The 22259-nt window shown below is 45.0% G+C and carries 19 protein-coding genes; 13 read left to right on the top strand and 6 right to left on the bottom strand.

The window, feature by feature from the left end; all coding sequences use genetic code 11:
• The 6 genes from glmS to KNO86_RS14165 form a co-directional block, all read left to right on the top strand.
• The coding region (glmS, locus tag KNO86_RS14190; protein WP_214697282.1) for a glutamine--fructose-6-phosphate transaminase (isomerizing) at positions 1–1074 on the top strand (1074 nt) is incomplete at its 5' end.
• Between the two features lie 144 nt (positions 1075–1218).
• Complete coding sequence (locus KNO86_RS14185) at positions 1219–1488, top strand: PTS sugar transporter subunit IIB (RefSeq protein ID WP_074034712.1); 270 nt, start codon at positions 1219–1221, stop codon at positions 1486–1488.
• Entirely contained in the window at positions 1478–3508 is a 2031-nt protein-coding gene (locus KNO86_RS14180) for a BglG family transcription antiterminator (protein ID WP_214697280.1), read from the top strand. Before KNO86_RS14185 ends, KNO86_RS14180 begins: the two co-directional genes overlap by 11 nt.
• Before the next feature lie 167 nt (positions 3509–3675).
• Complete coding sequence (locus KNO86_RS14175; protein WP_214697278.1) at positions 3676–5097, top strand: PTS mannitol transporter subunit IIBC; 1422 nt, start codon at positions 3676–3678, stop codon at positions 5095–5097.
• A gap of 47 nt (positions 5098–5144) precedes the next feature.
• On the top strand, positions 5145–5576 hold the full coding sequence (locus KNO86_RS14170; protein ID WP_214697277.1) for a PTS mannitol transporter subunit IIA: 432 nt from the start codon (positions 5145–5147) through the stop codon (positions 5574–5576).
• Complete coding sequence (locus tag KNO86_RS14165; protein WP_214697275.1) at positions 5577–6725, top strand: mannitol-1-phosphate 5-dehydrogenase; 1149 nt, start codon at positions 5577–5579, stop codon at positions 6723–6725.
• 38 nt (positions 6726–6763) lie between these two features.
• On the opposite strand, the gene KNO86_RS14160 is transcribed toward KNO86_RS14165, so the two are convergent.
• Entirely contained in the window at positions 6764–9112 is a 2349-nt protein-coding gene (locus tag KNO86_RS14160) for a bifunctional diguanylate cyclase/phosphodiesterase (RefSeq protein ID WP_214697273.1), read from the bottom strand.
• Between the two features lie 139 nt (positions 9113–9251).
• Here KNO86_RS14160 and KNO86_RS14155 point away from each other — a divergent pair, with 139 nt between their 5' ends.
• Positions 9252–10079 carry a CPBP family intramembrane glutamic endopeptidase gene (locus KNO86_RS14155; protein WP_214697271.1) on the top strand — a complete coding sequence of 276 codons (828 nt, stop codon included), beginning with the start codon at positions 9252–9254 and terminating at the stop codon, positions 10077–10079.
• A gap of 21 nt (positions 10080–10100) precedes the next feature.
• The gene (locus KNO86_RS14150) at positions 10101–10622 is read left to right on the top strand and encodes a GNAT family N-acetyltransferase (RefSeq protein ID WP_353047697.1); all 522 of its coding nucleotides are present in this window, start codon (positions 10101–10103) and stop codon (positions 10620–10622) included.
• A 34-nt stretch (positions 10623–10656) separates the two neighbouring features.
• Here KNO86_RS14150 and KNO86_RS14145 read toward each other — a convergent pair whose 3' ends face one another.
• From KNO86_RS14145 to KNO86_RS14135, 3 genes are all read right to left on the bottom strand, one after another.
• Positions 10657–11961 (bottom strand): N-acetylmuramoyl-L-alanine amidase family protein, encoded by a 1305-nt coding sequence (locus KNO86_RS14145; RefSeq protein WP_214697286.1) that lies wholly within the window; start codon positions 11959–11961, stop codon positions 10657–10659.
• A gap of 215 nt (positions 11962–12176) precedes the next feature.
• Entirely contained in the window at positions 12177–12428 is a 252-nt protein-coding gene (locus KNO86_RS14140) for a hypothetical protein (protein ID WP_214697267.1), read from the bottom strand.
• Positions 12429–12503: 75 nt separating this feature from the next.
• A complete protein-coding gene (locus tag KNO86_RS14135; protein ID WP_214697265.1) occupies positions 12504–13175 on the bottom strand; it encodes a hypothetical protein in 672 nt (223 codons plus the stop codon).
• A gap of 258 nt (positions 13176–13433) precedes the next feature.
• Here KNO86_RS14135 and KNO86_RS14130 point away from each other — a divergent pair, with 258 nt between their 5' ends.
• On the top strand, positions 13434–14699 hold the full coding sequence (locus tag KNO86_RS14130) for a helix-turn-helix domain-containing protein (protein WP_214697264.1): 1266 nt from the start codon (positions 13434–13436) through the stop codon (positions 14697–14699).
• Positions 14700–14747: 48 nt separating this feature from the next.
• Here the strand turns inward: KNO86_RS14130 and KNO86_RS14125 are convergent, their stop codons facing one another.
• On the bottom strand, positions 14748–15065 hold the full coding sequence (locus KNO86_RS14125) for a hypothetical protein (protein WP_214697262.1): 318 nt from the start codon (positions 15063–15065) through the stop codon (positions 14748–14750).
• A gap of 193 nt (positions 15066–15258) precedes the next feature.
• Positions 15259–17100, bottom strand: a complete 1842-nt coding sequence (locus KNO86_RS14120) for an ATP-binding protein (RefSeq protein WP_214697260.1) — start codon at positions 17098–17100, stop codon at positions 15259–15261.
• A 237-nt stretch (positions 17101–17337) separates the two neighbouring features.
• Here KNO86_RS14120 and KNO86_RS14115 point away from each other — a divergent pair, with 237 nt between their 5' ends.
• The 4 genes from KNO86_RS14115 to KNO86_RS14100 all read left to right on the top strand — a co-directional run bounded on the left by KNO86_RS14115 (position 17338) and on the right by KNO86_RS14100 (position 22228).
• Positions 17338–17943 (top strand): flavin reductase family protein, encoded by a 606-nt coding sequence (locus tag KNO86_RS14115; RefSeq protein ID WP_214697258.1) that lies wholly within the window; start codon positions 17338–17340, stop codon positions 17941–17943.
• 171 nt (positions 17944–18114) lie between these two features.
• Positions 18115–19065: an AAA family ATPase gene (locus KNO86_RS14110; protein WP_214697256.1), complete on the top strand. Its 951-nt coding sequence runs from the start codon at positions 18115–18117 to the stop codon at positions 19063–19065.
• The gene (locus KNO86_RS14105; RefSeq protein ID WP_214697254.1) at positions 19062–20132 is read left to right on the top strand and encodes a DUF58 domain-containing protein; all 1071 of its coding nucleotides are present in this window, start codon (positions 19062–19064) and stop codon (positions 20130–20132) included. Before KNO86_RS14110 ends, KNO86_RS14105 begins: the two co-directional genes overlap by 4 nt.
• Positions 20129–22228 carry a transglutaminase domain-containing protein gene (locus KNO86_RS14100; protein ID WP_214697252.1) on the top strand — a complete coding sequence of 700 codons (2100 nt, stop codon included), beginning with the start codon at positions 20129–20131 and terminating at the stop codon, positions 22226–22228. The genes KNO86_RS14105 and KNO86_RS14100 overlap by 4 nt, the downstream gene beginning before the upstream one ends.
• Positions 22229–22259: the final 31 nt, after the last annotated feature.

Here is a 22259-nt window from a genome sequence, read left to right as displayed (position 1 = left end):
GAGAAGGGCACGTACGCGCACTACATGTTGAAGGAGATGGACGAGCAGCCGGCCGTCATCCGCAACATCATCCAGCACTACCAGAACGAAAACGGTGACATCGAACTCACGGACGGCGTACGCGAGCTCGTCTCGGAAGCAGACCGTGTCTATATCGTCGCATGTGGGACGAGCTATAACGCCGGCCTCGTCGGGAAAGACATTTTAGAACGCATTGCCGGCATTCCGACAGAAGTACACATCTCGTCTGAATTTGGCTATAACATGCCGCTCCTAAGTGAACGTCCGTTATTTGTCTTCTTATCCCAATCTGGTGAGACGGCGGACAGTCGTGCGGTCCTCGTCGAAGTGAAGAAACGCGGATACAAAGCACTAACGATGACGAACGTTCCAGGATCGACACTGTCGCGTGAAGCGAACGAGACGATGCTCCTCCACGCAGGACCGGAGATTGCCGTCGCGTCGACGAAAGCGTACACGGCACAGATTGCCGTCCTCGCGATTCTCGCATACGACATCGCCCGTGCGACGGGGAAAGAGTTGCCGTTCAATCTCATGCCGGAACTCGCTCGTGTTGCGACAATCATGGATTCGATCATGGCACAAAAAGAACTGTTCGAGGATCTCGCGGAACGTTATTTGAAGACGACACCAAATACGTTCTTCATCGGACGTGGACTCGATGCGTCGGTCTGTCTCGAAGGGGCACTCAAGGTGAAGGAGATTTCGTATATTCAAGCGGAAGGGTACTCAGGTGGGGAACTGAAGCACGGATCAATCGCCTTGATTGAAGATGGGACACCGGTCATCGCGCTCATCTCGCAACCGAAGACGAACTTGAACATCCGCGGGAACGTCAAAGAGGTCGTCGCCCGTGGCGCGAACGCTTGTATCATTTCCATGCAAGGCGTCGAACATGAGAATGATGACTTCATCTTGCCACATGTTGAGCCACTCTTAGCACCACTCATCAATGTCTTACCGGTGCAACTCATGGCATATTATGCGGCACTCGCCCGTGGTTGTGACGTCGACAAGCCACGTAACTTGGCGAAGTCGGTGACGGTGGAATAAACTAAACATATTGTAAAGCACCTTTCTACAGGAGAGGTGCTTTTTACTCCTTGCCGATATCTTTGCCAACAAGCAAAATAGTAGGAGAAGTAAGCGGTTCCAACTTATGATTAGATAAAGATAAGCGACGAAAGAAGGGCTGACATGAACGTATACATTGCTTGCCATAGCGGATTTGTAACGAGTGCGATGGCGGCGAAGTTGTTCGCACAGGCAAGCGAGGGGCGCTTGTCTTGTACGATTACGCACGGAACGATTCAAAACATCCCGAATGAGGTGGATTTGATTCTCTATCAGGAAGGGGCGACTCCCGTTACCCATCCGACCGCACGTGTCCGGTCAGTCCGACAACTCCTGTCGCTCGAGGAATACCGACTACTTGTCGAAGAATGGATGGATGAGCATGAGACATGAGTGGACCGCGAGAGAACGGTCGATTTTACTACACTTATTAGCAACTGAGACATCGACACCGCTCGCCGAAATCGCGCAGGCGGTGAATTTGTCTGAACGTACGATTCAACGAGAACGACAATTACTTGAAGGCATCTTAAAAGAGTTCGAGCTCGAGCTCGCTTGGCAACGCGGGCATGGACTAAGCCTTGTCGGCAAACCGTCTGCGAAGCAACAGTTACGAGAAGACCTCATCTTATCCGCAGAAGCGATCCCGACGAGCGAGGACCGCTTATTTGAGCTGGCGTGGCGCCTTTTGTTCGAGAGTGATACGCTCAAATTGCAGGCTGTCGCCAAACAGATGCACGTCTCTCCGAGTACATTGACGCAAGATTTGGAGAAGTTGGATCGATGGTTCGAAGAGTATCATTTAGAAGTCGAACGGAAAAAAGGCGTCGGTGCCAGAGTGCTCGGCTATGAGTCAGAGAAACGTAAGCTACTGATCAACGCGCTACTTGCCCACTGGGATACACTTGCCTTTTACCGCTTCGTTCGTGGAGAAGATGACTACATTCCGGCCTTTTTGAAGACCATACCATGCGAAGAGATGCTGGAAGGTCTTCGGGACGGTTACGATTATTTGAAGTCACGCTCGTTTGAGCGGATGGATGACCGTACCATCATGCGGGTCACGTTCGCCTATGGTGTGCAACAAGCACGGCTAGCGTCCGGATTCTTTTTAGAGATGTATACGAAAGGCCGGTCTGAGGACTATCTGAAAGTCGCGACAGACATGGAGGAAGCGCTTGGCATCACTTACTCGATGGCGGAACGCGTCTGGTTTGCCGAGGAGGCGAATCGCCTTCGCTCGATTAAAGATCAAATGAAAGAAGATGAAGAAGAGCGGTGGATCATGCAAATTCGGGTGCATAAACTAATTCATCACGTCTCGCTCATTTACGGGTTTACCTTTACGGATGACACGGCGCTCGAACGTGGACTGCTCGCGCACATCTTGTCGAGTATGAACACGCAGGCTTTGCCGGAAACGAGTACGGTGAAACCTCATATCGACCGCGACTATCCGGGACTTCGTTCGGCCATTCAACAGGCTGCCGACATCGTCTTTGGGACGAATACGTTCTCCGAGGAAGAGACGGTATTTTGGGCGATGCACTTCGCGGCAGCACTCGTCAAACCGGTACGGCGTCGTGAGTATCGGGCGCTCGTCGTCTGTTCGGCCGGACTCGGTTCTTCGAAGATGCTCGTCAATCGGGTACGTCAAGAGTTCCCGGAGATGCAAGACGTCGTCAACTCGTCTCTATTCGGATTAGAGCAGCACCGACTTGAGGAATATGATGTCATCTTGTCGACGGTGCCGTTACCACCACTCTCGGTACCTACATTGATCGTCAATCCGTTGTTGACGAGTGAGGAAGTGCAACGGGTTCGTCATCTCTTGTTGTCGTTACCGCAATCATTCCAAACGGTTACTTCAAAGCCGAGATCGACGATGCTCGATTTTGCCGAACTTGGCGAACTCGTAGAGACGTTCGAGCGGATGGATGATCAGTTTGATTTGGTCACACTCAACAATACGGACCGTTTAGAGGATATCTTGGTCGATATCGGAACACACCTTGAGGAACGAAATCTCGTGCAAAGCGGAATTCAGTTATCTGCGCAATTGCTCCGGCGTCACGAAGTTGCGGGTCTTGGTGTCCCAGGTACAAAACTGGCACTCTTCCATGGACGACATACTTCGATTGAGAAAGCGAGTGTGTTTGCATTTGATTTAACGACTTCAATCCCGCTTCTCATGATGGATCAATCGACTGAACCCGTGACGCGACTTCTCGTGCTCCTAGCACCAGAAGAGGCGCGCGATGTCGAACTTCAATTTTTAAGTGCGATCAGTGGGTCGCTCATTGAGAGTGAGGAACATATGCGTTTATACAGCACGGGGGCGAAAGAGGACCTTCGCTTATTGTTGCACGAATGCATGAAGAAAATGATTCATGAGACGTTGTACGAAAAATGACCGAACCATGGTCATTTTTTTGTTTGGCACAAAATGTTGCCAAAGTGTGAACTGGATTGAATTGAGAAAGCGCTTACTCTGGGCATACAATACAGGTGTAGAGCACAAACCGGTTAGCTACACTACACATTCAACCTTTCACATTTAAACGACTGGAGGTTTTATACATGGCGAATACGCAAGCGAGCTCGGGCGGGGTCCGAGTCAAAGTACAACGATTCGGTAGTTTCCTCAGTGGGATGGTCATGCCGAACATCGGTGCCTTCATTGCATGGGGGATTATCACAGCACTCTTCATTCCGACAGGATGGTGGCCAAACGAAAACTTAGCAGAACTCGTTGGTCCAACAATCACCTATCTCTTACCATTACTCATCGGTTTCACGGGTGGTAAATTACTTCATGACGTACGAGGCGGTGTCGTCGGGGCGCTCGCCACGATGGGGGTCATCGTCGGGACAGACATTCCGATGTTCCTCGGAGCGATGATCATGGGTCCACTCGGTGGTTACATCATCCGCCAAGTCGACCGTGCCCTTGAAGGCAAAGTCAAAGCAGGATTCGAAATGCTCGTCAACAACTTCTCGGTCGGGATTATCGGTGGACTTCTCATGCTTGGAGGATTCGAAATCTTCGGTCCAATCATGAGTGCCCTCGATAAAGTGATGGCGGCAGGTGTTGACTGGATCGTCGGCGCGAAATTACTTCCAGTGGCGAGCTTGTTCATTGAACCAGCAAAAGTTCTCTTCTTGAACAACGCCATCAACCACGGGATCTTAAGTCCACTCGGTGTCGATCAAGTGGCTGAGGCTGGAAAGTCAGTTCTCTTCTTACTTGAGGCGAACCCAGGGCCAGGTCTTGGATTACTTCTCGCATACATGTTCTTCGCCAAAGGTGCAGCGAAACGTACAGCACCTGGTGCAGCAATCATTCACTTCCTCGGTGGGATTCATGAGATTTACTTCCCATACGTGTTGATGAAGCCAATTTTGATTCTTGCGATGATCGCAGGGGGCGCAACAGGGATCTTCACATTCGTACTCTTTGATGTCGGTCTCGTCGCACCAGCTTCACCAGGTAGTATCTTCGCTATTCTAGCGATGGCATCACGCGGTTCATACCTCGGACTCGTGGCAGGGATTTTCTTATCGGCAGCGGTCACATTTGCTGTGGCGAGTGTCATCTTGAAATCGAGCGCAGCAGAGGAAGTATCACTCGAAGAAGCGACACAAAACGTGAGCGCGATGAAAGGTAAACAGTCTTACGCATCCGCTCTCGTGACAGATCGCCTTGATAAAGTCGATCACATCATCTTCGCATGTGATGCAGGAATGGGGTCAAGTGCGATGGGGGCCTCGGTTCTACGGAACAAGGTCAATAAAGCTAACTTACCAATCAAAGTGACGAACACGTCGATCAGCAACTTGCCGAAAGATGCGCAGTTTGTCATTACGCATGAAGACTTAACAGAGCGCGCAGAAGCGCAAGCACCGAATGCGATTCATCGTTCGGTCACAAACTTCTTGAACGCCGATTACTATGATCAATTGGTAGAAGAAATTAAAGCAGAACGCAGCAAAATTTCTTGAACACAGAACAGATAGAGATACGGTTTAGCTATTAGGAGGAAATTAAAATGCCATTCATTCAAACAGAGATGATTCGACTTAACCAAACATTCGCAACGACAGAGGAAGCAATCACAGCAGCCGGGGCAGTCTTACAAGACGCCGGCTGTGTGACGCAGGAGTATGTAGAAGCGATGCATGAACGTCAAGCGATCGCAAACGTCTATATCGGAAATCACGTAGCCATTCCACACGGTACAGAAGCGGCGAAATCAGCGGTTCAGAAGACGGGAATCTCGTTCCTGCAAGTGCCGGACGGTGTCGACTTTGGTGGACAGACGGCTAAACTCGTCATCGGGATTGCGGGCGTGAATGATGAACATTTAGAGCTCCTTTCGCAAATCGCGATTCTCTGCTCGGACGAAGAAAACGTGGAGCGTCTTGTTCAGGCGAAGACGAAAGAAGAAATCTTGGCGCTCTTCATGGAAGAGGTGGCATAAATGAAAGCTGTTCATTTTGGAGCAGGAAACATCGGACGCGGATTTATCGGATTGTTGCTCAATCAAAGTGGTTATGAGGTGACGTTCGTCGACATTAACGACACGGTCATCGAAGCACTCGAAGCAAAACGTCACTATGAGGTCGGGTTCGCGGAAGACGGTGTCGATCGAATCGTCGTCGACCGAGTACGCGGGGTCAACAGTTTGAAAGAGCCAGCCCGTGTCGCGGCTTTGATTGCAGAAGCGGATCTCGTGACGACGGCTGTCGGACCCTCACTTCTTTCAAAAGTAGCGCCATTGATCAGTGAAGGTCTCCGTGCGCGTGAAGTTGAGGACGCGCCGGTCTATGTCATCGCATGTGAGAACATGATTGGTGGGAGTGCCATTCTTCGTCAAGAAGTAGATGCACGTGGCGGTGTCGGGGAGGCGAACGTCTTCTTCCCGAATGCGGCGGTCGACCGTATCGTTCCCCTTCAACAGCATGAAGACCCACTTTACGTGGAAGTCGAGACGTTCTATGAATGGGTCATTGAGACGCAAGGACTGAACGAGCAACCACCGATTCAAGGTGTGACTTGGGTCGAGGAAATCGGACCGTACATTGAACGTAAATTGTTCACGGTCAATACAGGGCACGCCATCGCTTCTTACATCGGTTCGTTGTTCGGGAAGGCGACGATTGACGAGGCGCTACAAGATCGCCGCGTACGTCAAGTCGTTCAAGGCGCCTTGTATGAGACAGGTTGGTTATTGCTTGAGAAATATGGCTTCGAGGCGAAAGAGCATAGCCAATACATCCAAAAAATTATCAAGCGTTTTGAGAATCCAAAATTGAAGGATGAAGTGTCACGAGTGGCACGTTCGCCGATTCGTAAACTTGGACCGAGCGACCGTCTCGTCAAACCAGCGCGTGAGTTGATGGATAATGGGATCGAGCCGAACGAACTCGCTTACGGGATTGCAGCGGCCCTCCATTATCACAACCCGGAGGATTCGGAATCGTCAGAACTCAATTTGTCGATTGAAGAGCACGGCATCTCATCAACGATTGAAAAATATTTGCAGCTCCATGAGGGAGACACATTGACGCAATTGATTCTCGACCAATATCATTTGATTCGGGAAGAAGAGAAAGAACGCGTGTCTTAACCAAAAACCGCTTCTGTCAGGTGACAGAAGCGGTTTTTTTAGTGTTTCCCAAATTCGAGATAGGTCGTTGTTTGTTTTACGTGAAGTGGAACGTCTGTCTCGGCTAACGGGCGACTAAAATAATACCCTTGAACAAAATCGCATGACTCTTTTAGAAGCCATTCCAATTGTGCGGATGTTTCGACACCTTCCATCAGAACTTTCATGCCCAAATTGTGACCGAGTTGAATCATCGAGCGAACGATGGCCTCTTGATTACGGTCGGTAAACAAGTTCACGATGAACGACCGATCGATTTTAAGTACTTGCACCGGAAGTTCTCGAAGTTGACTGAACGAAGAATAACCCGTACCAAAATCGTCAAGGGAAATGAGAATCCCTAATTGATGCAACTGTGTCAATTTTTCACGGGTTGAGGCTTCGTAAGAGAGCATCGAGGACTCTGTCACTTCTAATTCTAGATACATGGGGTCCATCCCGGTTTCTAAAAGAATGGATCGCAAGGTATCAACGAAATCTTCACGTGCAAATTGAAGCGGTGAGACGTTGAGAGATAGCGTGAATGGATCAATCCCACTCCGTTGCCAGCGCACCCAAGTACGACAGCCTTCCCGAATCACCCAATTGCCGATTGAATGAATCAACCCTGTGTTCTCGGCAATCGGGATAAAGTCAGAAGGCGCGATGTTTCCGATGCGGGGATGATGCCAACGAAGTAACGCTTCGACACCTTCTAATCGATTCCGCTTCAAATCAATTTTTGGTTGATAGACGAGTGTGAGTTCATCTTTACTTAATGCGGTGACGAGCGCTTTTTCAATCTCGATATTGCGTAAAATTTGAGGACGTGACGATTCTTCAAACGTCTTGATCTTATTCTTCCCGTCCCTTTTTGATTCGTGCGCAGCTAGACGAGCGAACTGAATCAGTTCATTCGGAGAATGTGTATCTTTTGGATAATGACTAATTCCTGCACTCATCGTTAGTTCGATTGTCGTCCCGTCGACATCAAACGTAGAGGAGATGGCTTTCATACATTTTTCAGCTTTTTGATGAGCGAGCGAGCTGCGTTGAGCGAATAATAAAATGATGAACTCGGATGGTCCGATTCGCGTCAGCACGTCATCTGGATGAATCGTAAGTCGCAGACGATCAGCGACTTGGATGATTAATTCATCAGCTCCATGATGACCAAGAATATCACTTAAAAAACGCCAGCGGTTCACATCGATATACAAGCAGGCAACAGAACGCTCTTGTGAGATGCTCTCTTGAAGAAGCGAATCGAGTTTATGACGGTTTGGCAAATCGGTCAATGCATCATGGAACGCCATATGTTCGACTAAGCGCTGTGAAGCTACCGTTTTCGTCACATCTCGGATGAACCAAAGTACTTGATGATTCGAACCATCTTGGAGCGGATACGATGTTACTTCTAACACTCGATCATTTGTCTCAATCTGAATCGGTTGGTAGAACAGTTGTTGAGCCGATAACGACGGATGATAGTCTTGAAAAAAAGGTTCTATCGGATGTCCCTCGAATAAGTGAACGAACGCTCGATTTTGATATTGGATTTCCCCATCGTTTGTCGTCGTCACTACGGCATCCGTCGTCGATTCTAATATGGTCGCTTGAAAGAGGTCACGTTTCTGAATTTGTTGATCTAACGTATAAGCGATAAAGTACATCCCGAACAAGAGGAACACGATGCCCGTGACGAGCCAAGCAAGTATAGTCGGGTCGATTGGGATTCGACTCATTACGGAACCGTCTGGTGTAATCGTCGTGGCTTTCATCCCAACGACATGCATACTAAAAATGGCTGCTCCCATTAATAGTGAGAACATCAGCTTCACGGAAAAGGTGACGCGTGTTGTCGAGTAGGAAGAAAAGAAACCTACCCATAAAGCAAGAAGCGAGGCTCCCCATGCGATGCCGAGTGATAAGAGAACCCAAAGATAGTCGAAAGTCAGTTGAACGCCTTGAATGGCTGCAGTCCCGATATAATGCATACTGACAATGCCCAATCCCATCAACCCGGAAGACTGAAGCAATGTCATCCATGTCGTGTTACGCGCAATTAATCCGAATGACAGAATACATCCAACAATTGCAGGCATCATAGATCCGATAATGAGCCAGATGGAATAAGTACTTTCGTGCAGAGAAGCATGACCAAGCATGGCGACAAAATGCATGGACCAGATTCCAAGTCCTAATATAGTGCCGCCAAACAAGATCCAAATTCGGTTGGATGAGGTCGATCCTCCCGTGACCCGTTTCGCTAACTCGAGTGCCATTAAGGCAGATACGCTAGCGATGATAAAGGCGAGCGTCATTAGAAATCCGTTGTGACTCATGGTCTGTGTGCTAATCTCTTCCATAGTATCCATACCTCGTAGGGTTTATTTGTAGTACGTTCAGTTTATTATATGCGGAATCGTGTCAATTACATATAAAAATATTGAAATGCTATTCTTTGCGTTAAATAACGGGTACTAAGTTGCTGAAGGGGTGCTGACGATGTATAAAAACAAATACATTCTTTACTTTTTATTGATTGCGTTCAGCTATTCATGGATTGTCTGGGCGAGCCTCTATTGGTGGACCGATTTACCGATTATGGCAATCGTCATTATCGGAGCGTTTGGACCGAGTCTTTCCGGTGTGTTGACGATGTATCGACTTCGAGGTGTAGCAGGGGTCAGGCATATTCTTCAAAAAAGTATTCAAGTGAGAATGAATTGGAAAACGTACGCAATCCCGTTCGGATTGATTCCATTCATATTCCTTGTCGCGTATTGGTGGACGGACCGGAGTGGTGCGTTAATCGCTCGTGAACCGTGGTGGATTGCTCCTTACTTTTTATATATGCTCTTCCTCGGTGGGACGCTACAAGAAGAATACGGCTGGCGAGGTTATTTGCTTGATGCGTTGCAGTCGAGATTGTCCCCATTATTGGCAAGTTTAGTGCTAGGGGGAATTTGGGCGATTTGGCATACACCGCTCTTTCTTATGGCTGGTACCGGTCAGGCAAATATGCCGTTTTGGGCATATGGGTTGTCTGTCATGGCCTATTCGATTCTGATTAGCTGGGTATACAATGGATCATCGCGCAATTTGTGGTCCGCATTTCTCATGCATACGATGTTCAACGTCATGTTCGTGATGGTAGGCTTCGAAGCAGAAGAAGGGTATCCGATTGGCTTGATTCATTTAATGATCACGTTATGGACCGTAGCGATTTTAGTGTTATGGAAAACCTATGGGAAGTTGAATTACGAGCCACTCGAAGAAATGATCCCATCTTACCCGAGTGTTATGCATCGGATTCGCGAGGGTAAAGAGTAAAAACAAAAAAGAGAAAAGGAAGTGGACGTCTTGAACTTTCGCGCACTCGAACAATCAGACGTAAAATCTTTGCAACGCTTATTTATGGAGAGTTTGAGTGACTTGATTCGACGAGAACGTTTTGAAGACGCTGATTTGCTTGATGAAGAAGTGGTACGCCTAAATACGACCATTCAGGATCATTTTGACGACGATCATGTTCAATTGTATGTGGTTGAGCGCGAAGGAATCCTTATTGGAGCAGGAGCCTTGTTACCTCCAAACGATATTATATCGGGCAACTTGGAAATAAAGCGTGGTGCCATCGAACTCGGGAGCGTCTACGTTCTTCCTCGTATGCAGCGTCAAGGAGTCGGGTATTTTCTATTAGAAGAAATGAAACGAGAAATCCTTGCGAGAAAGCAACACGTCTTCTACTTAGATGCGGGCTTTCCCAGTGCTCAGACCTATTGGCAAAAACAATTGGGTGAACCTTCATTGATTCTCGACCATTACTGGGGTCCTGGTGCACCCCACATGATATGGGAAGTGAACATAAAATAAGGAACTTAGCGATGAAAGCTAAGTTCCTTATTTGTTAATAATAAGAACGCATGAACTGATGAATACCGGTCGCTGTCGCATTCGCCATCTGTTGGCGGTTCGTCGCATTCGTCAAATAGGCACGATCATTTGAGTTACTGATAAAGCCATACTCCACAAGTGTAGAAGGAACGACATTTTTTCCGACAACATATACATTTTGGTATTTTACGCCACGGTTTTGAACGGCCGAAATACGTGAACCAATCTCTTGATTAATCGAAGAACCAAGCGATCGACTCGCAGAAACGTATGGATTTGTCGTGTAGCTTTCCGTTGTCGGCACGAGCACCTCATGTCCATGTGCAGAGCTGTACACAGATGAGTTTGCATGGAGACTAACGAAAACATCCGCTTTATATGATTTACTCAATGAGACGCGTTCTGATAAGGAAAGATACGTATCGGTCGAGCGGGTCAATTTGACGTTGTAGTCATAGGTGTTCGTCAACGTGCTCATTAATCGCTTCGCCATATCAAGAGCAATGACTTTCTCGTATACCGATCCATATACAGCACCAGGGTCATTCCCACCATGCCCCGCATCGATAACGACCGTTTTTTGAGACGTATCCGTATCCCCTCCGCTAGATGTTGTTACATACTGGGAAGAAACATAGCCCGTGACACCTTTATAAGTAACGCGATACCAAGAACCATACGTGCTCAGATACGTCACAGCACTGCCTGAAGGAATGGTTAGTAAAATCGTACCTGAAGTCGATGCCATCTTGCGAAGATTCAAGTTTGCGGTAGTATAGTAGGTTGCTGTTGAATCTGGCGTAATCGTAGAGGAAGATGTGACTTTGACATACTGGGAAGACACATACCCAATTGTTCCGTTGTAAGACACGCGATACCACGAGCCATATGTACTGAGATAAATCACTTCTTTTCCACTCGGAATCGTCGTTAAAATCGTGCCTGAAGTCGATGCCATTTTACGAAGATTCAAATTTGCTGTTGTCGTGTAGGTTTTCACAGTGGTCGGCTGATATGTTTTAAGATATTGAGAAGACACATATCCGACAGTTCCGTTATAGGAAACACGATACCATGATCCGTATGTACTGATATACGTGACGGTTTTTCCAGAAGGAATCGTCGTCAAAATCGTTCCCGAAGTCGATGCCATCTTACGAAGATTTAAATTGACTGTCGTTGTGTAATATTTCGTTGCTGCTTCAACACGATGATTAAGAGAAGATGGAGATTGGAAATCAAATGGTGTAAATGTAACAGCCGAGACGATGAGTGTCGAGCTGATAAACAATTTTGTATGTAATTTAGACTTTAACATTTTCAAAATAGTGACTCCTTTGCAGAATAATAGTTGAACTTTTCATTATTCGATCAACAAATCACTATTATTATATAGATAATAAAGAAAAAAATGGGCATTAATATTTAATTTATTTATCTTTTTTTGAAATATAAAGGACTATTACAAATAAAAAAGACGCACGAGGCGTCTTTGAGAGAAGTTTTGATTCCTAATTAAAACTTTTAAATGAATTACCCAATGCGCGGCATTTCATCTGCAAAGAGAATGACGGGAGCATCAACTTTACCGATGCGTGGCATTTCGTCTGCATATGATTTTACTGGTTGTTCCACCTTACCAATGCGTGGCATCTCATCTGCATATGATTTAATTGGTTGCTCGACTTTCCCGATACGTGGCATTTCATCAGCCAACGGTTTCACTGTGCTTCCTAAAAGTAAAACAGCCGTTGCTAAGAATAATACTCCTGTAATTTTTTTCATTTGAATAACCTCCATTAGATTAGTTGTTTATTTGATGAAGCTGTAATTCCTAGTGTGTTTGAAGGTGCATGTGAATTATATTTTTGTAGATTCCAGTAAGTGACATAAAGCTTCGGATTGTTCATAGACACGACTTTCTAGCTCACCACTATATGAATCAGGAGAGTCTGATGGAAAAATTATAATCTTATCAGATCCATTCTCATGAGCCGTTGCTAAGATAGGGACTTGTAGTTGTTGGCTCAATAATGTGCTGCAAAGTGAATGAGAAAGATCAGCAGAATCGGTTTTATGTTGCGGTTTCCAACAAACATTTGTTTCAGGAAGGATGTATAAAATATGACCTTCTTGAATCAGTTTTTTGCATTGGCTTGTAACGAAGTCAGTGTCTTGCTCTACATTAATATACTCATAGTCATTATACTGCGTTTCATAAATGGTTTTAGTACTTCTTTTTAAAATAGAAAGAGATAGTTCTGGTCCTAAAATGTATAGCTTTTTAAAGGAGTGGGTTTTTTTTAAAGATCTAGCGATAAGTCGGGGTAAAGATTGATAGTAATCAATTTGAAAAGCGTTTACAATAAAGCCTCTAGGAGCATTCAACAAGTGGGTTAGGTTTTCTAAACCTGAAAAGCACCCTTTGTCTTCTGAAGTAAATATATCATTTATAGTTGAAGCTTGTTTTGACTTGAAGTAGATTTTGGGTTTAATGTAGTCTTCAGCTAGTAAGAAACTTAATTTTCCCATTTGTGATTTCACCCCTTAATTCTTATGATAAACATTATTTAACTAGTAAAAAAATACTAATTCATTGGTTGAACTTTATTAACTAGTTCAATATTATCATGCTTTCTAATAATGAAGGGGACGAATAGGTTGGGAAAATTGTCGCCAAAAAGTACCTTTATTTAGACCTTTTTCTAATCAGTTTCTTCAATACGTGACAAAAAGCCTATTATTAAAGAAACTTAAAATACTTTAGTACTAAGGGAGTTACTAATTGATATGGAGCATAATTATGGAAACGTTATTAAAGTAGAGCGTATGAGAAAAAATATGAAGCAGTCCGTTCTCGCTAGAGGTATATGCTCTATTTCCTATTTAAGTAAAATCGAGAACAATCAAACTACTCCAAGTGAAACCGTATTAGAGTTAATCTTTGAAAGATTAGAAATAGACATCCCCCTTTATTACGATTTTAGCGAGAAAGTACATGAGATAAAGTTTGAAATCAGAGAAATATTAAAAGAAGCAATTTTGTCTCGGAAAGATGAAAACTATATACAACGAATAGAAGGATATAAAACGAATCCCGTAGTACTACAATCAAAAGAGTTATATATGACGTTAATGGTGACATTGGCCCGATTTGGTATGATGCCGAAAGGTAATACAAACTATTTGATTGAAGTAGGATGGATTGCGGATCAATTAGACTTTGATAATAGATTAAGATATGACATTTTACACTGTCTGTATATGTTTCAATATCAAACAGCCGATCGGGAAACGACAATAGATTTATTAGAACAAGTTGGGCAAAGGTTGAAAAATACTAATATGCCCGATTGGGAACTTGCAGACATGCATTACATCATCGGTGCCTTACATCATCGATTTACTGATTATTTGCAAGCTATTGAAAATGTACGAGCTTCATTAGGATATTTTCAGGACAATTTTTGTTTAGAAAGAATCATCGAGTCACACATGATTATTGGTCTTTCATTTAAGCGTCGTAAACGTTACACTACAGCTCTTGAACACTATGAAAAAGCTGCAAAAGTCGCTGAGACCGCGAGATTAAATAATTATTTTGGGATGCTGTATAATAACATAGGAGATATTCATTTTCTTATTGGGGACCAAGAAAAAGCTCAAAAATACTTCCTTGATGGTTTTCATTTAAAAGAGGATACAAAAAGTAAATTATTTAGTGTCATGTCACTTCTTGAGGTAAATGTGGCACAACAAAATATCGAAGGAATCATGAAATGGTTAGAAACGGGTTATGAGTTAAAAGGAAACGAAGAAGATTTGGTAGAATTTCGTTATCATTTTGATATTTACTTGAATAAGTATAAATTTGAAGATCACAACGCATTTATTGAAAGTTTAAAAAAAGCAGTGGATTATTTTGAAGCGTACGATGAATACTATACGCATAAATACGCGTTGTGGTTATCAAGAGAATTAAGAAACACAGGTAAATATAAACTAGCTACGGAATATTACGAGAAAACAATCTCGATGATGTCACGCTGGGAATAAATAAAAAAGAACTCGAAATCAGTAAGCGTACCGATTTCGAGTTCTTTTTTATGGCGTTGTAAAATAATGCACCGTCCAGACTTGTTCTTGAACAAGACGCTCATCTGTTAAATGACCGTTATGGACTTGCTGCAATAAATGAATTAAGTGTTTTTGGAGATTTCCTTCATATGAGCCACTGTGCAAAATTTGCTCTTCGCTCGCAATAATATAAAATCCACCAAGTCGCAATGGAATATGTTTTCGAACTAATGCGGCAGCCGTTTGGAACTTCGCCTGCTCCCCTATGTGAGGCACATCGATTTCAAAACGCCCCCATTGTTTAAAGTCTCCAATTTCTGAAAAAGGTGGGTCACGATGATCCAATGGCAAGCCCTCCGATCTAACAATCTCTTTACATTCAGTATATCTTGTTTTCACTTTAAAACGTGCAAAAATAAATACATAGGGTATGGCTCAATCTATACTCTTAATTCACTTTTATGGTTTTCTATATTTTGTAAAAGAAATCCTTTCGTTTTTGAAAAGAGACAAAAATAACACGGTCGGATTGACCGTGTTATTGCATGATGTGCTCTTTTGAAGTAGGTAACTCACAGATGAAGGTACTTCCTTCCCCATAAACCGACTCCACATGAAGTTGACCATCGTGTGCTTTAGCGATTTCCTTACAGATTGCGAGCCCGAGTCCAGTACCGCCGATTTTACGACGATCTGAGTTGTCGACACGATAAAACTTTCCAAAGAGATGAGGGAGTGAGGCGCTAGGAATACCCATTCCGTGATCTCGCACCTTCATCACGACTTGTTCGTCTACTCGTTCGAGTGACACGAGGATGTTCCCCCCGTCTGGTGAGTACTTAATGGCGTTACTTAATAAGTTTCCGAGTAACTGACGCATTCCTTCTAAGTCTGCATCGATTATAAAATTCTCTTCAGCATCGGCATCGATGAACAATTCATGTTGATCGGTCGTTTCTTGATAAAACGTTACACTGTCAGTAGCGAGTTTATACAAATCGACCGGCTCCCATTCAAACGTTTGTTTCCCAGACTCCATTTTTTGAAGGTCCAAGAAATCATTAACGAGATAAGATAATCGCTTCGCCTCATCATGAATCGTTTTTAGATAAAGCTCTCGGCGATTTTCTTTCAAATCACGTGACAACATGAGCTCCGTAAAGCCATAGATTGACGAAAGGGGCGTTCGCAACTCATGTGATACGGTCGAAACGAGCTCTGACTTCATTCGATCTACCTCGGTCTCGGCAGTGACGTCGCGTAGCACAAGCATCGTTCCGCGAAGTCGACGATCACGATAGACGCTTTCGGCATAAAGCTGAATGAAACAATCACCTTGATCGATTGAAATTGTAAGTCCGTCTTCGGGCGTATCTTGTAAAAAGACGCGTTCGAAGTAACGAACGAATTGTTCATGCTGATCCACACGTTCTGCGAGTTGCTCGATATCGATATCAATCGCTGACAACTCTTCATACCCTTTGTAGTCAAAGTGAAGGTCGTCAAACATGCGAATAAACGCGCGATTTCCAACGACAGTGTCGTCTTCATAGTTCACGTATAAAATGGCTTCGCGCACGGAGTTGATCAATTGAGCGGTTTCTTTTCGATCTTGTTGCATCTGACGATAAAGCTGCATCCGAAGCAGTGAAATGGCGAGCTGACTAGCGAACGCATTCAGTTCAGACTTTTCACTTGCGTCATATTGTTCATCGTAACGAGCTAAATATAGGCAACCAATCAGGCTGTTATCTGACGGGTCCATAATCGGGATGACCGTTTCATAAATATAATACGGATAGGTGTGCAAAGCATCGACGACCCGTTTTGACGTAGCTGCAGGAGATTTAGAAATCATGACACGTTTCAGGAGCAGTGATTCCTTTTTAAGACTCTCTTGCTGATCTTCCGTCATTTCTTTTGGTACGACAGATGTGATTTCTCCGTCTTTTGTGAGTAGCAAAGCACCAAATTCAGACTTTGTGAGTAAAACAATTTTTTCGATGACGGATGAGTAATCAAATAAAGATTCTTTCGACGCTAATACTTCAATCAATTCATTACGATATTGGAGGTTCGTTTCATTTAACTTTGATTCTTTAATCACGTTTTCGAGCTTTTCTTTTTTCATTTTGAGTCTACTGTTTTGATCGGCCATTCGTTTGATGAGTGGGCGACCAATCAATAGAATGGCGCTGATAAACATAATGAGACCAATCATCCAAATCCATCGAAGGGCGGTAAGTTCGAATGAGGATACATTTTCATCTCGAATAAACCAAACCCCGATTAAAGTCAAAATAATACTAAATCCGCATACGCTATATAAAATACTGAGTATTTGACGACTGTTTAGTTGTTCAATCCACTTGCTGATCATTCGTTCTACTTCCTTCCTTGAACATAAAAAACGATAGGTCATCTTTTCCTTGTCCTGCATTTTATGAAAAAGGGAAAGGAAATTGAATTAATTTGCTTACGTAATGTATATATCTAGCACATAAAGCGATTTACCCGAAATGATTGAAATATACACGTCCGAATCTTCTAGTCGTTGACAAGATCATCAATAATTATTATCTTGAATTTAAGATAAAAAACCAAGGAGTGTGACTAAATGTTATCCATTGAACCGTCCGCCTTAACTGAGCGAGACGCGTATAAGTTTTTGATTGGCAGTATTGTGCCGCGACCAATCGCCTTTGTAACGACACGTAATGGGGACGTGATCAACGCTGCTCCATTCAGTTATTTCAACGTAGTCGCTTCCAATCCGCCTCTCGTTTCCGTTTCTATTCAACGAAAAAATGGCGTGATGAAAGATACAGCACGAAACGCAATCACGACTAAAGAACTTGTCATCCATGTTGTTGACGAAACGAATGTTCACGATGTGAATGAGACGGCTGCGAATCTTGACGCTGATGAGAGTGAACTGTCACGTACAACGTTCACAATTCAACCGAGCGACGTGATTGCGACTCCAGGGATCAAAGAAGCAAAAATTCGATTCGAGTGCGTCTTACATCAACATGTACCAATCGAACATGAAGGACAAACGACAGCAGACTTGTTGATTGCAAGGGTTGTCCGCTTTCACATTGAGCGAGAAATATATGAACATGGACGAATCGATGCGAGACAGTTGGCGCCGGTCAGCCGTATGGCCGGGAATAGTTATGCAACACTCGGTGAACTTTTTGATGTGAAGCGTCCTGAATAATCCACAAACGTGCCCGTTTTTCTAAAGAACGAGCACGTTTTTTGGGTAAAGGAATAAGGAGCGTATTTGCATGTAGTATTTCTTTCATTTCGGAACGCTCTTATGTCACAATAAAGTCAGAACATTCTAACTTCAAGTCATCCTAGATTCAGAGAAAAAGGGGAATCCGTCATGTACCGTCCAACTGTCCAATCGATTATAACTGCCATTGAAACTGTGATTGTCGGAAAAGAAGAAGTCATCGCAAAGAGCCTGACTGCCTTGTTGGCAGGCGGGCATGTTCTTTTAGAAGACGTACCTGGCGTCGGGAAGACCATGCTCGTTCGTACGTTTAGCCGGGCAATCGACTTAGATTTTAAACGGATTCAATTCACGCCAGACATGTTGCCGTCAGACTTGACGGGAATCTCGATGTATAACCAAAAAACGAGAGAGTTCGAATATCGTCCGGGACCGCTCATGGGCAATATTATTTTGGCGGATGAGATTAACCGAACTTCACCAAAAACGCAGTCCGCTCTTCTCGAGGCAATGGCCGAGCGGAGTGTAACGGTAGACGGTGAGTTGAAAGTGTTACCTTCACCATTTTTCGTCATGGCGACACAAAACCCGATTGAGCATGAAGGGACATATCCATTACCGGAAGCACAGTTGGACCGCTTCTTACTCAAAATCGAGATGGGTTATCCGACATTCAATGAAGAAATCGCACTCTTAAGTCGTTTTGAAAAGGAAGAGCCGCTTGAGGCGCTTCATAGTGTCATTACAAAACAAGAAGTAGAACTCATGCAACGTGAAGTGAGAGAGGTCCATGTATCGAGTGCCGTCAAACAATACATCGTAAGATTGGTGCATGAGTCACGGAAGGATCCCCATACGTATTTAGGAGGCAGTCCACGAGCTACGCTTGCGTTGATGAAAGCGGCGCAGGCATGGGCGTATATTCATAATCGTGACTTCGTGTTACCGGATGACGTCAAGGCGATGGCGGCGAGTGTGCTCGGACATCGTATCTTGTTAACGGCTGAAGCGCGATATAAAGGAAAAACACCAAATCAATTGATTCAAGGTTGGCTTGATACGTTGCCTGTCCCGATGGATCGTGAGGTCAACGAGGTATGAAAAACTGGATGAAGCTGTTCGTTGTATGGGCGGCGGCATTCGGGTTGTACGCATTTGCCCGTATCGAAGGGAGTATCGTTGCTTCGACATTATGGTGGTCGTTCGTGGTGTTGACGGTTTATTGGACGCTCTTTATGATTTATCCGGTCACTGCGGCAAATGTGTCACGACGAGTCACGACGAAACGTCTCGTCTCGGGTCAATCAATGGACGTCGAGTTACGAATCGAACGAAAATATCCTTTTTTGATTGGAATGGTGACGTTAGAAGAACGATTGCCACAACGATTGATTGATGAAGACAGGACAATCATCGTACCGGTAGACCGTTTCTTTCGACGCGCCGAAGAGGTCCATTACGAGGTCAATGCGATTAAGCGGGGGATTCATGTCTTTGACCGAACGGTTCTTCATGTGCGCGACGTGTTCGGTTTATTTGATCGGAAGCGGACGTTGCGAATCGAGACAGTTGTAGAAGTGTCACCTGCCGAACTTCCGTTTGACCTTCCTCGAGATGAACATGTCGGAGGACGCGGCGAACAATATCGTCAAATGCGTACTTACACGGAAGTGGCCAATACGACGAGCGGTGTCCGTGAATACGCGGCAGGGGACCGAATTGGACGGATTGACTGGAAAGCTTCTGCTCGACGAGGGAACTTGATGACAAAAACATTTGACCAAGAGCAAGAAAAGAAACTTTCACTCGTATTCGTACCGGCTGTCTCTGCCGGGTATGAGGAGGCGTTTGAACGTTCGTTGTCTTTGCTCGTTGGTGCGATTCGACAGTTGGAACGAAAGAATTTGCCGTTTGAACTATATGTCATTGAAGAACAGGTACGTCTGTTCCATCTTCCGGATCAAAGTGCAGAAGTCGGACACTATCTGTTGACTGCGACTCCAGAAGCGGAGGGGCGTCTTGTCGAGCGGGTGAAACAGAACCTGCCTCAACAAACAGGGGACTTGATTCTGATCAGTCCGTTTGAAACGACCTCGATTCGTGAACTCATGCATGAGACGCAGGGCAGTTATCACCTGTACACAGCGGTAAATGAGGTGACGGGATGAAGACATGGATCACGCGAATCATATATACAGCGCTCGCCGCCTATTTATTGTCTTTTTGGATTGAGCCGATTGTTGGAAGTACAACGTTCGATGTAAGTTGGCCGTTTTATTTCCTTCTGATCGTCCCGATGTTCGTCAGTCTTCTTCCGTGGGGTGCATTTCTTGGAATCTCCCTTCTCAATTTCCTAGTTGTGTTATACGTCTATCACGGAAGTATTTTCGACTGGTTTGGCATATGGATGGAAGATTTTATGGGCGTCATAAGCGGTGAGTTACCAAACGAGGCGATTTTCTTCTCTGCAATGGCGCTCATCGGTCTACTATTTGCCATCCTTGTTGGACGAACATACCCGAGTTACGGATTCGCACTTGGGATGATTGTTTCAACGCTCGGTGTCATGGCTTATTTCGATACGTGGACACTATATGATGGAGAGGGCAATATCCTTTATGCCATCGTCACGTCACTTCTATTACTATTTGTCACGGATTTAGCGAAGCGACCAAGTCAATCGCTCGTACGCTTTGTCAGCATCGGCTTGCTACTCAGTGTCGTCGTTGCGCTTGCGAGTGCCTCCCCGACATTGGAAGGAGATTGGTCCGACCGCATCACAACGAGTTTCCGAAATGCGACAACAGAAGGTGATGGGAACGGACCAGGTCGGGTCGGATATGGTGTGAACGATGAGGCGCTAGGCGGTCCGTTTGAACAGGATGATAGCATTGTCTTTATCGCGCGAGGCGTCCCGGCTCGTTACTGGCGAATCGAATCAAAAGCCATCTATACAGGAAAAGGTTGGATTGAGGCACCTGTTTTAGATTCTAACTATAATCGTGGGCAATTGGTCGACTCTGAAGTGGATACAACCCCGGAACAGGCGCTTTTGCGCTTTGATCGTCGTCAAACATTCGTTCCGTATGGGGGGGAGTATCCTCAAGCGACGGAAACAGAGTCAGGCACTGAATTTCGGGTCGGAGATATCGAACAAGCTTTTCCGAACGAGACCATCACAATTCAACCTTCTGGGAAAATTGTGTTTGAAAACGAAAACCAAGCCACACCGCGAACGATTCAACTTCGCTACAGTGTACCAGCTTTCTCGGAAGAACAGCTTGCTTTAAATGAAGAAGTGAGCTCGCTGACAGAAGAGGAAGAACGGGTCTATTTACAACTACCGGATTCCTTACCGGATCGTGTACGTGACTTGGCTACGGAGATTACCGCTGAAAGTGAAACTCCAAATGAGAAAGCAGAAGCGGTAGAAGCGTATTTCCGAAACGGAGAATTTCAATACGATACGGAAAATGTCGCGCAACCAGAAGGGGAAACCGATTATGTAGACCAATTCTTGTTCGACACGCAGATTGGATATTGTGATAACTTCTCTACGTCAGCAGCCGTCTTATTACGTGCGAATGGAATCCCGACACGTTGGGTAAAAGGATTTACAATGGGTGATACGCGAGGAGTTGTTCAAGGTGAGGAAGAGTATACGATTCGTAACCGTCACGCCCATTCATGGGTCGAGTATTTTATCGAAGGAGCAGGTTGGGTCCCGTTAGAGGCGACGATCAGCTTCTCAGATGCGAACTTACTACAGATGGAACGGGAAACGAATACAGATGATACGACACCGGCAACGAATGATCCGCAGGCAACGCAAGACAACAATGCGCAAAATCGTCCACAAGAAGATTTGTTGATCGATGATGTCACAACAGGTGATGCACAAGAAGAGTCTCGCAGTATCCCGGTATGGGGGTGGATTGTCATTCTTTTCCTTGTGGCCGTTGTCATTTGGAACCGGAAAATCATTGAGCGGCAAATCATGTACGTCTGGTGGATGAGCCGTCCGCTCACAGACGGTAGTCTCGTATCGATGCATCGCTATTTAGTGAAGCGACTTCGCGCGAACGGATTTAAAGTCGAAGGGCGTACACCGTCGGAGCTTGCCAAAGAAGTCGATGCCTATTACGAAACGAACGACATGACGCGCTTGACGGCCTTGTTCGAGCAAGCAGTTTACGCCGAACAAGAACCGAATTCAAAATATAAAGAATATTGGAAAATCATGATTCGTAGAATTATGAGTTGAAGTGACGGGATGCATCAAGTAAGATAGACGC

Origin of the sequence: Exiguobacterium sp. s160 (genome assembly GCF_018617575.1) — a bacterium.
GTDB lineage: Bacteria > Bacillota > Bacilli > Exiguobacteriales > Exiguobacteriaceae > Exiguobacterium > Exiguobacterium aestuarii_A.
The sequence above is the reverse complement of the archived record's forward strand: the minus strand, read 5'-3'. Positions and strand labels throughout refer to the sequence as shown.

What these genes read in the sequence shown, in the direction of transcription:
- KNO86_RS14185 (WP_074034712.1), top strand. Translation starts at nt 1,219, where the DNA reads ATGAACGTATACATTGCTTGCCATAGCGGATTTGTAACGAGTGCGATG.
- KNO86_RS14180 (WP_214697280.1), top strand. Translation starts at nt 1,478, where the DNA reads ATGAGACATGAGTGGACCGCGAGAGAACGGTCGATTTTACTACACTTA.
- KNO86_RS14175 (WP_214697278.1), top strand. Translation starts at nt 3,676, where the DNA reads ATGGCGAATACGCAAGCGAGCTCGGGCGGGGTCCGAGTCAAAGTACAA.
- KNO86_RS14170 (WP_214697277.1), top strand. Translation starts at nt 5,145, where the DNA reads ATGCCATTCATTCAAACAGAGATGATTCGACTTAACCAAACATTCGCA.
- KNO86_RS14165 (WP_214697275.1), top strand. Translation starts at nt 5,577, where the DNA reads ATGAAAGCTGTTCATTTTGGAGCAGGAAACATCGGACGCGGATTTATC.
- KNO86_RS14160 (WP_214697273.1), bottom strand. Translation starts at nt 9,112, where the DNA reads ATGGAAGAGATTAGCACACAGACCATGAGTCACAACGGATTTCTAATG.
- KNO86_RS14155 (WP_214697271.1), top strand. Translation starts at nt 9,252, where the DNA reads ATGTATAAAAACAAATACATTCTTTACTTTTTATTGATTGCGTTCAGC.
- KNO86_RS14145 (WP_214697286.1), bottom strand. Translation starts at nt 11,961, where the DNA reads ATGTTAAAGTCTAAATTACATACAAAATTGTTTATCAGCTCGACACTC.
- KNO86_RS14140 (WP_214697267.1), bottom strand. Translation starts at nt 12,428, where the DNA reads ATGAAAAAAATTACAGGAGTATTATTCTTAGCAACGGCTGTTTTACTT.
- KNO86_RS14135 (WP_214697265.1), bottom strand. Translation starts at nt 13,175, where the DNA reads ATGGGAAAATTAAGTTTCTTACTAGCTGAAGACTACATTAAACCCAAA.
- KNO86_RS14130 (WP_214697264.1), top strand. Translation starts at nt 13,434, where the DNA reads ATGGAGCATAATTATGGAAACGTTATTAAAGTAGAGCGTATGAGAAAA.
- KNO86_RS14120 (WP_214697260.1), bottom strand. Translation starts at nt 17,100, where the DNA reads ATGATCAGCAAGTGGATTGAACAACTAAACAGTCGTCAAATACTCAGT.
- KNO86_RS14115 (WP_214697258.1), top strand. Translation starts at nt 17,338, where the DNA reads ATGTTATCCATTGAACCGTCCGCCTTAACTGAGCGAGACGCGTATAAG.
- KNO86_RS14110 (WP_214697256.1), top strand. Translation starts at nt 18,115, where the DNA reads ATGTACCGTCCAACTGTCCAATCGATTATAACTGCCATTGAAACTGTG.
- KNO86_RS14105 (WP_214697254.1), top strand. Translation starts at nt 19,062, where the DNA reads ATGAAAAACTGGATGAAGCTGTTCGTTGTATGGGCGGCGGCATTCGGG.
- KNO86_RS14100 (WP_214697252.1), top strand. Translation starts at nt 20,129, where the DNA reads ATGAAGACATGGATCACGCGAATCATATATACAGCGCTCGCCGCCTAT.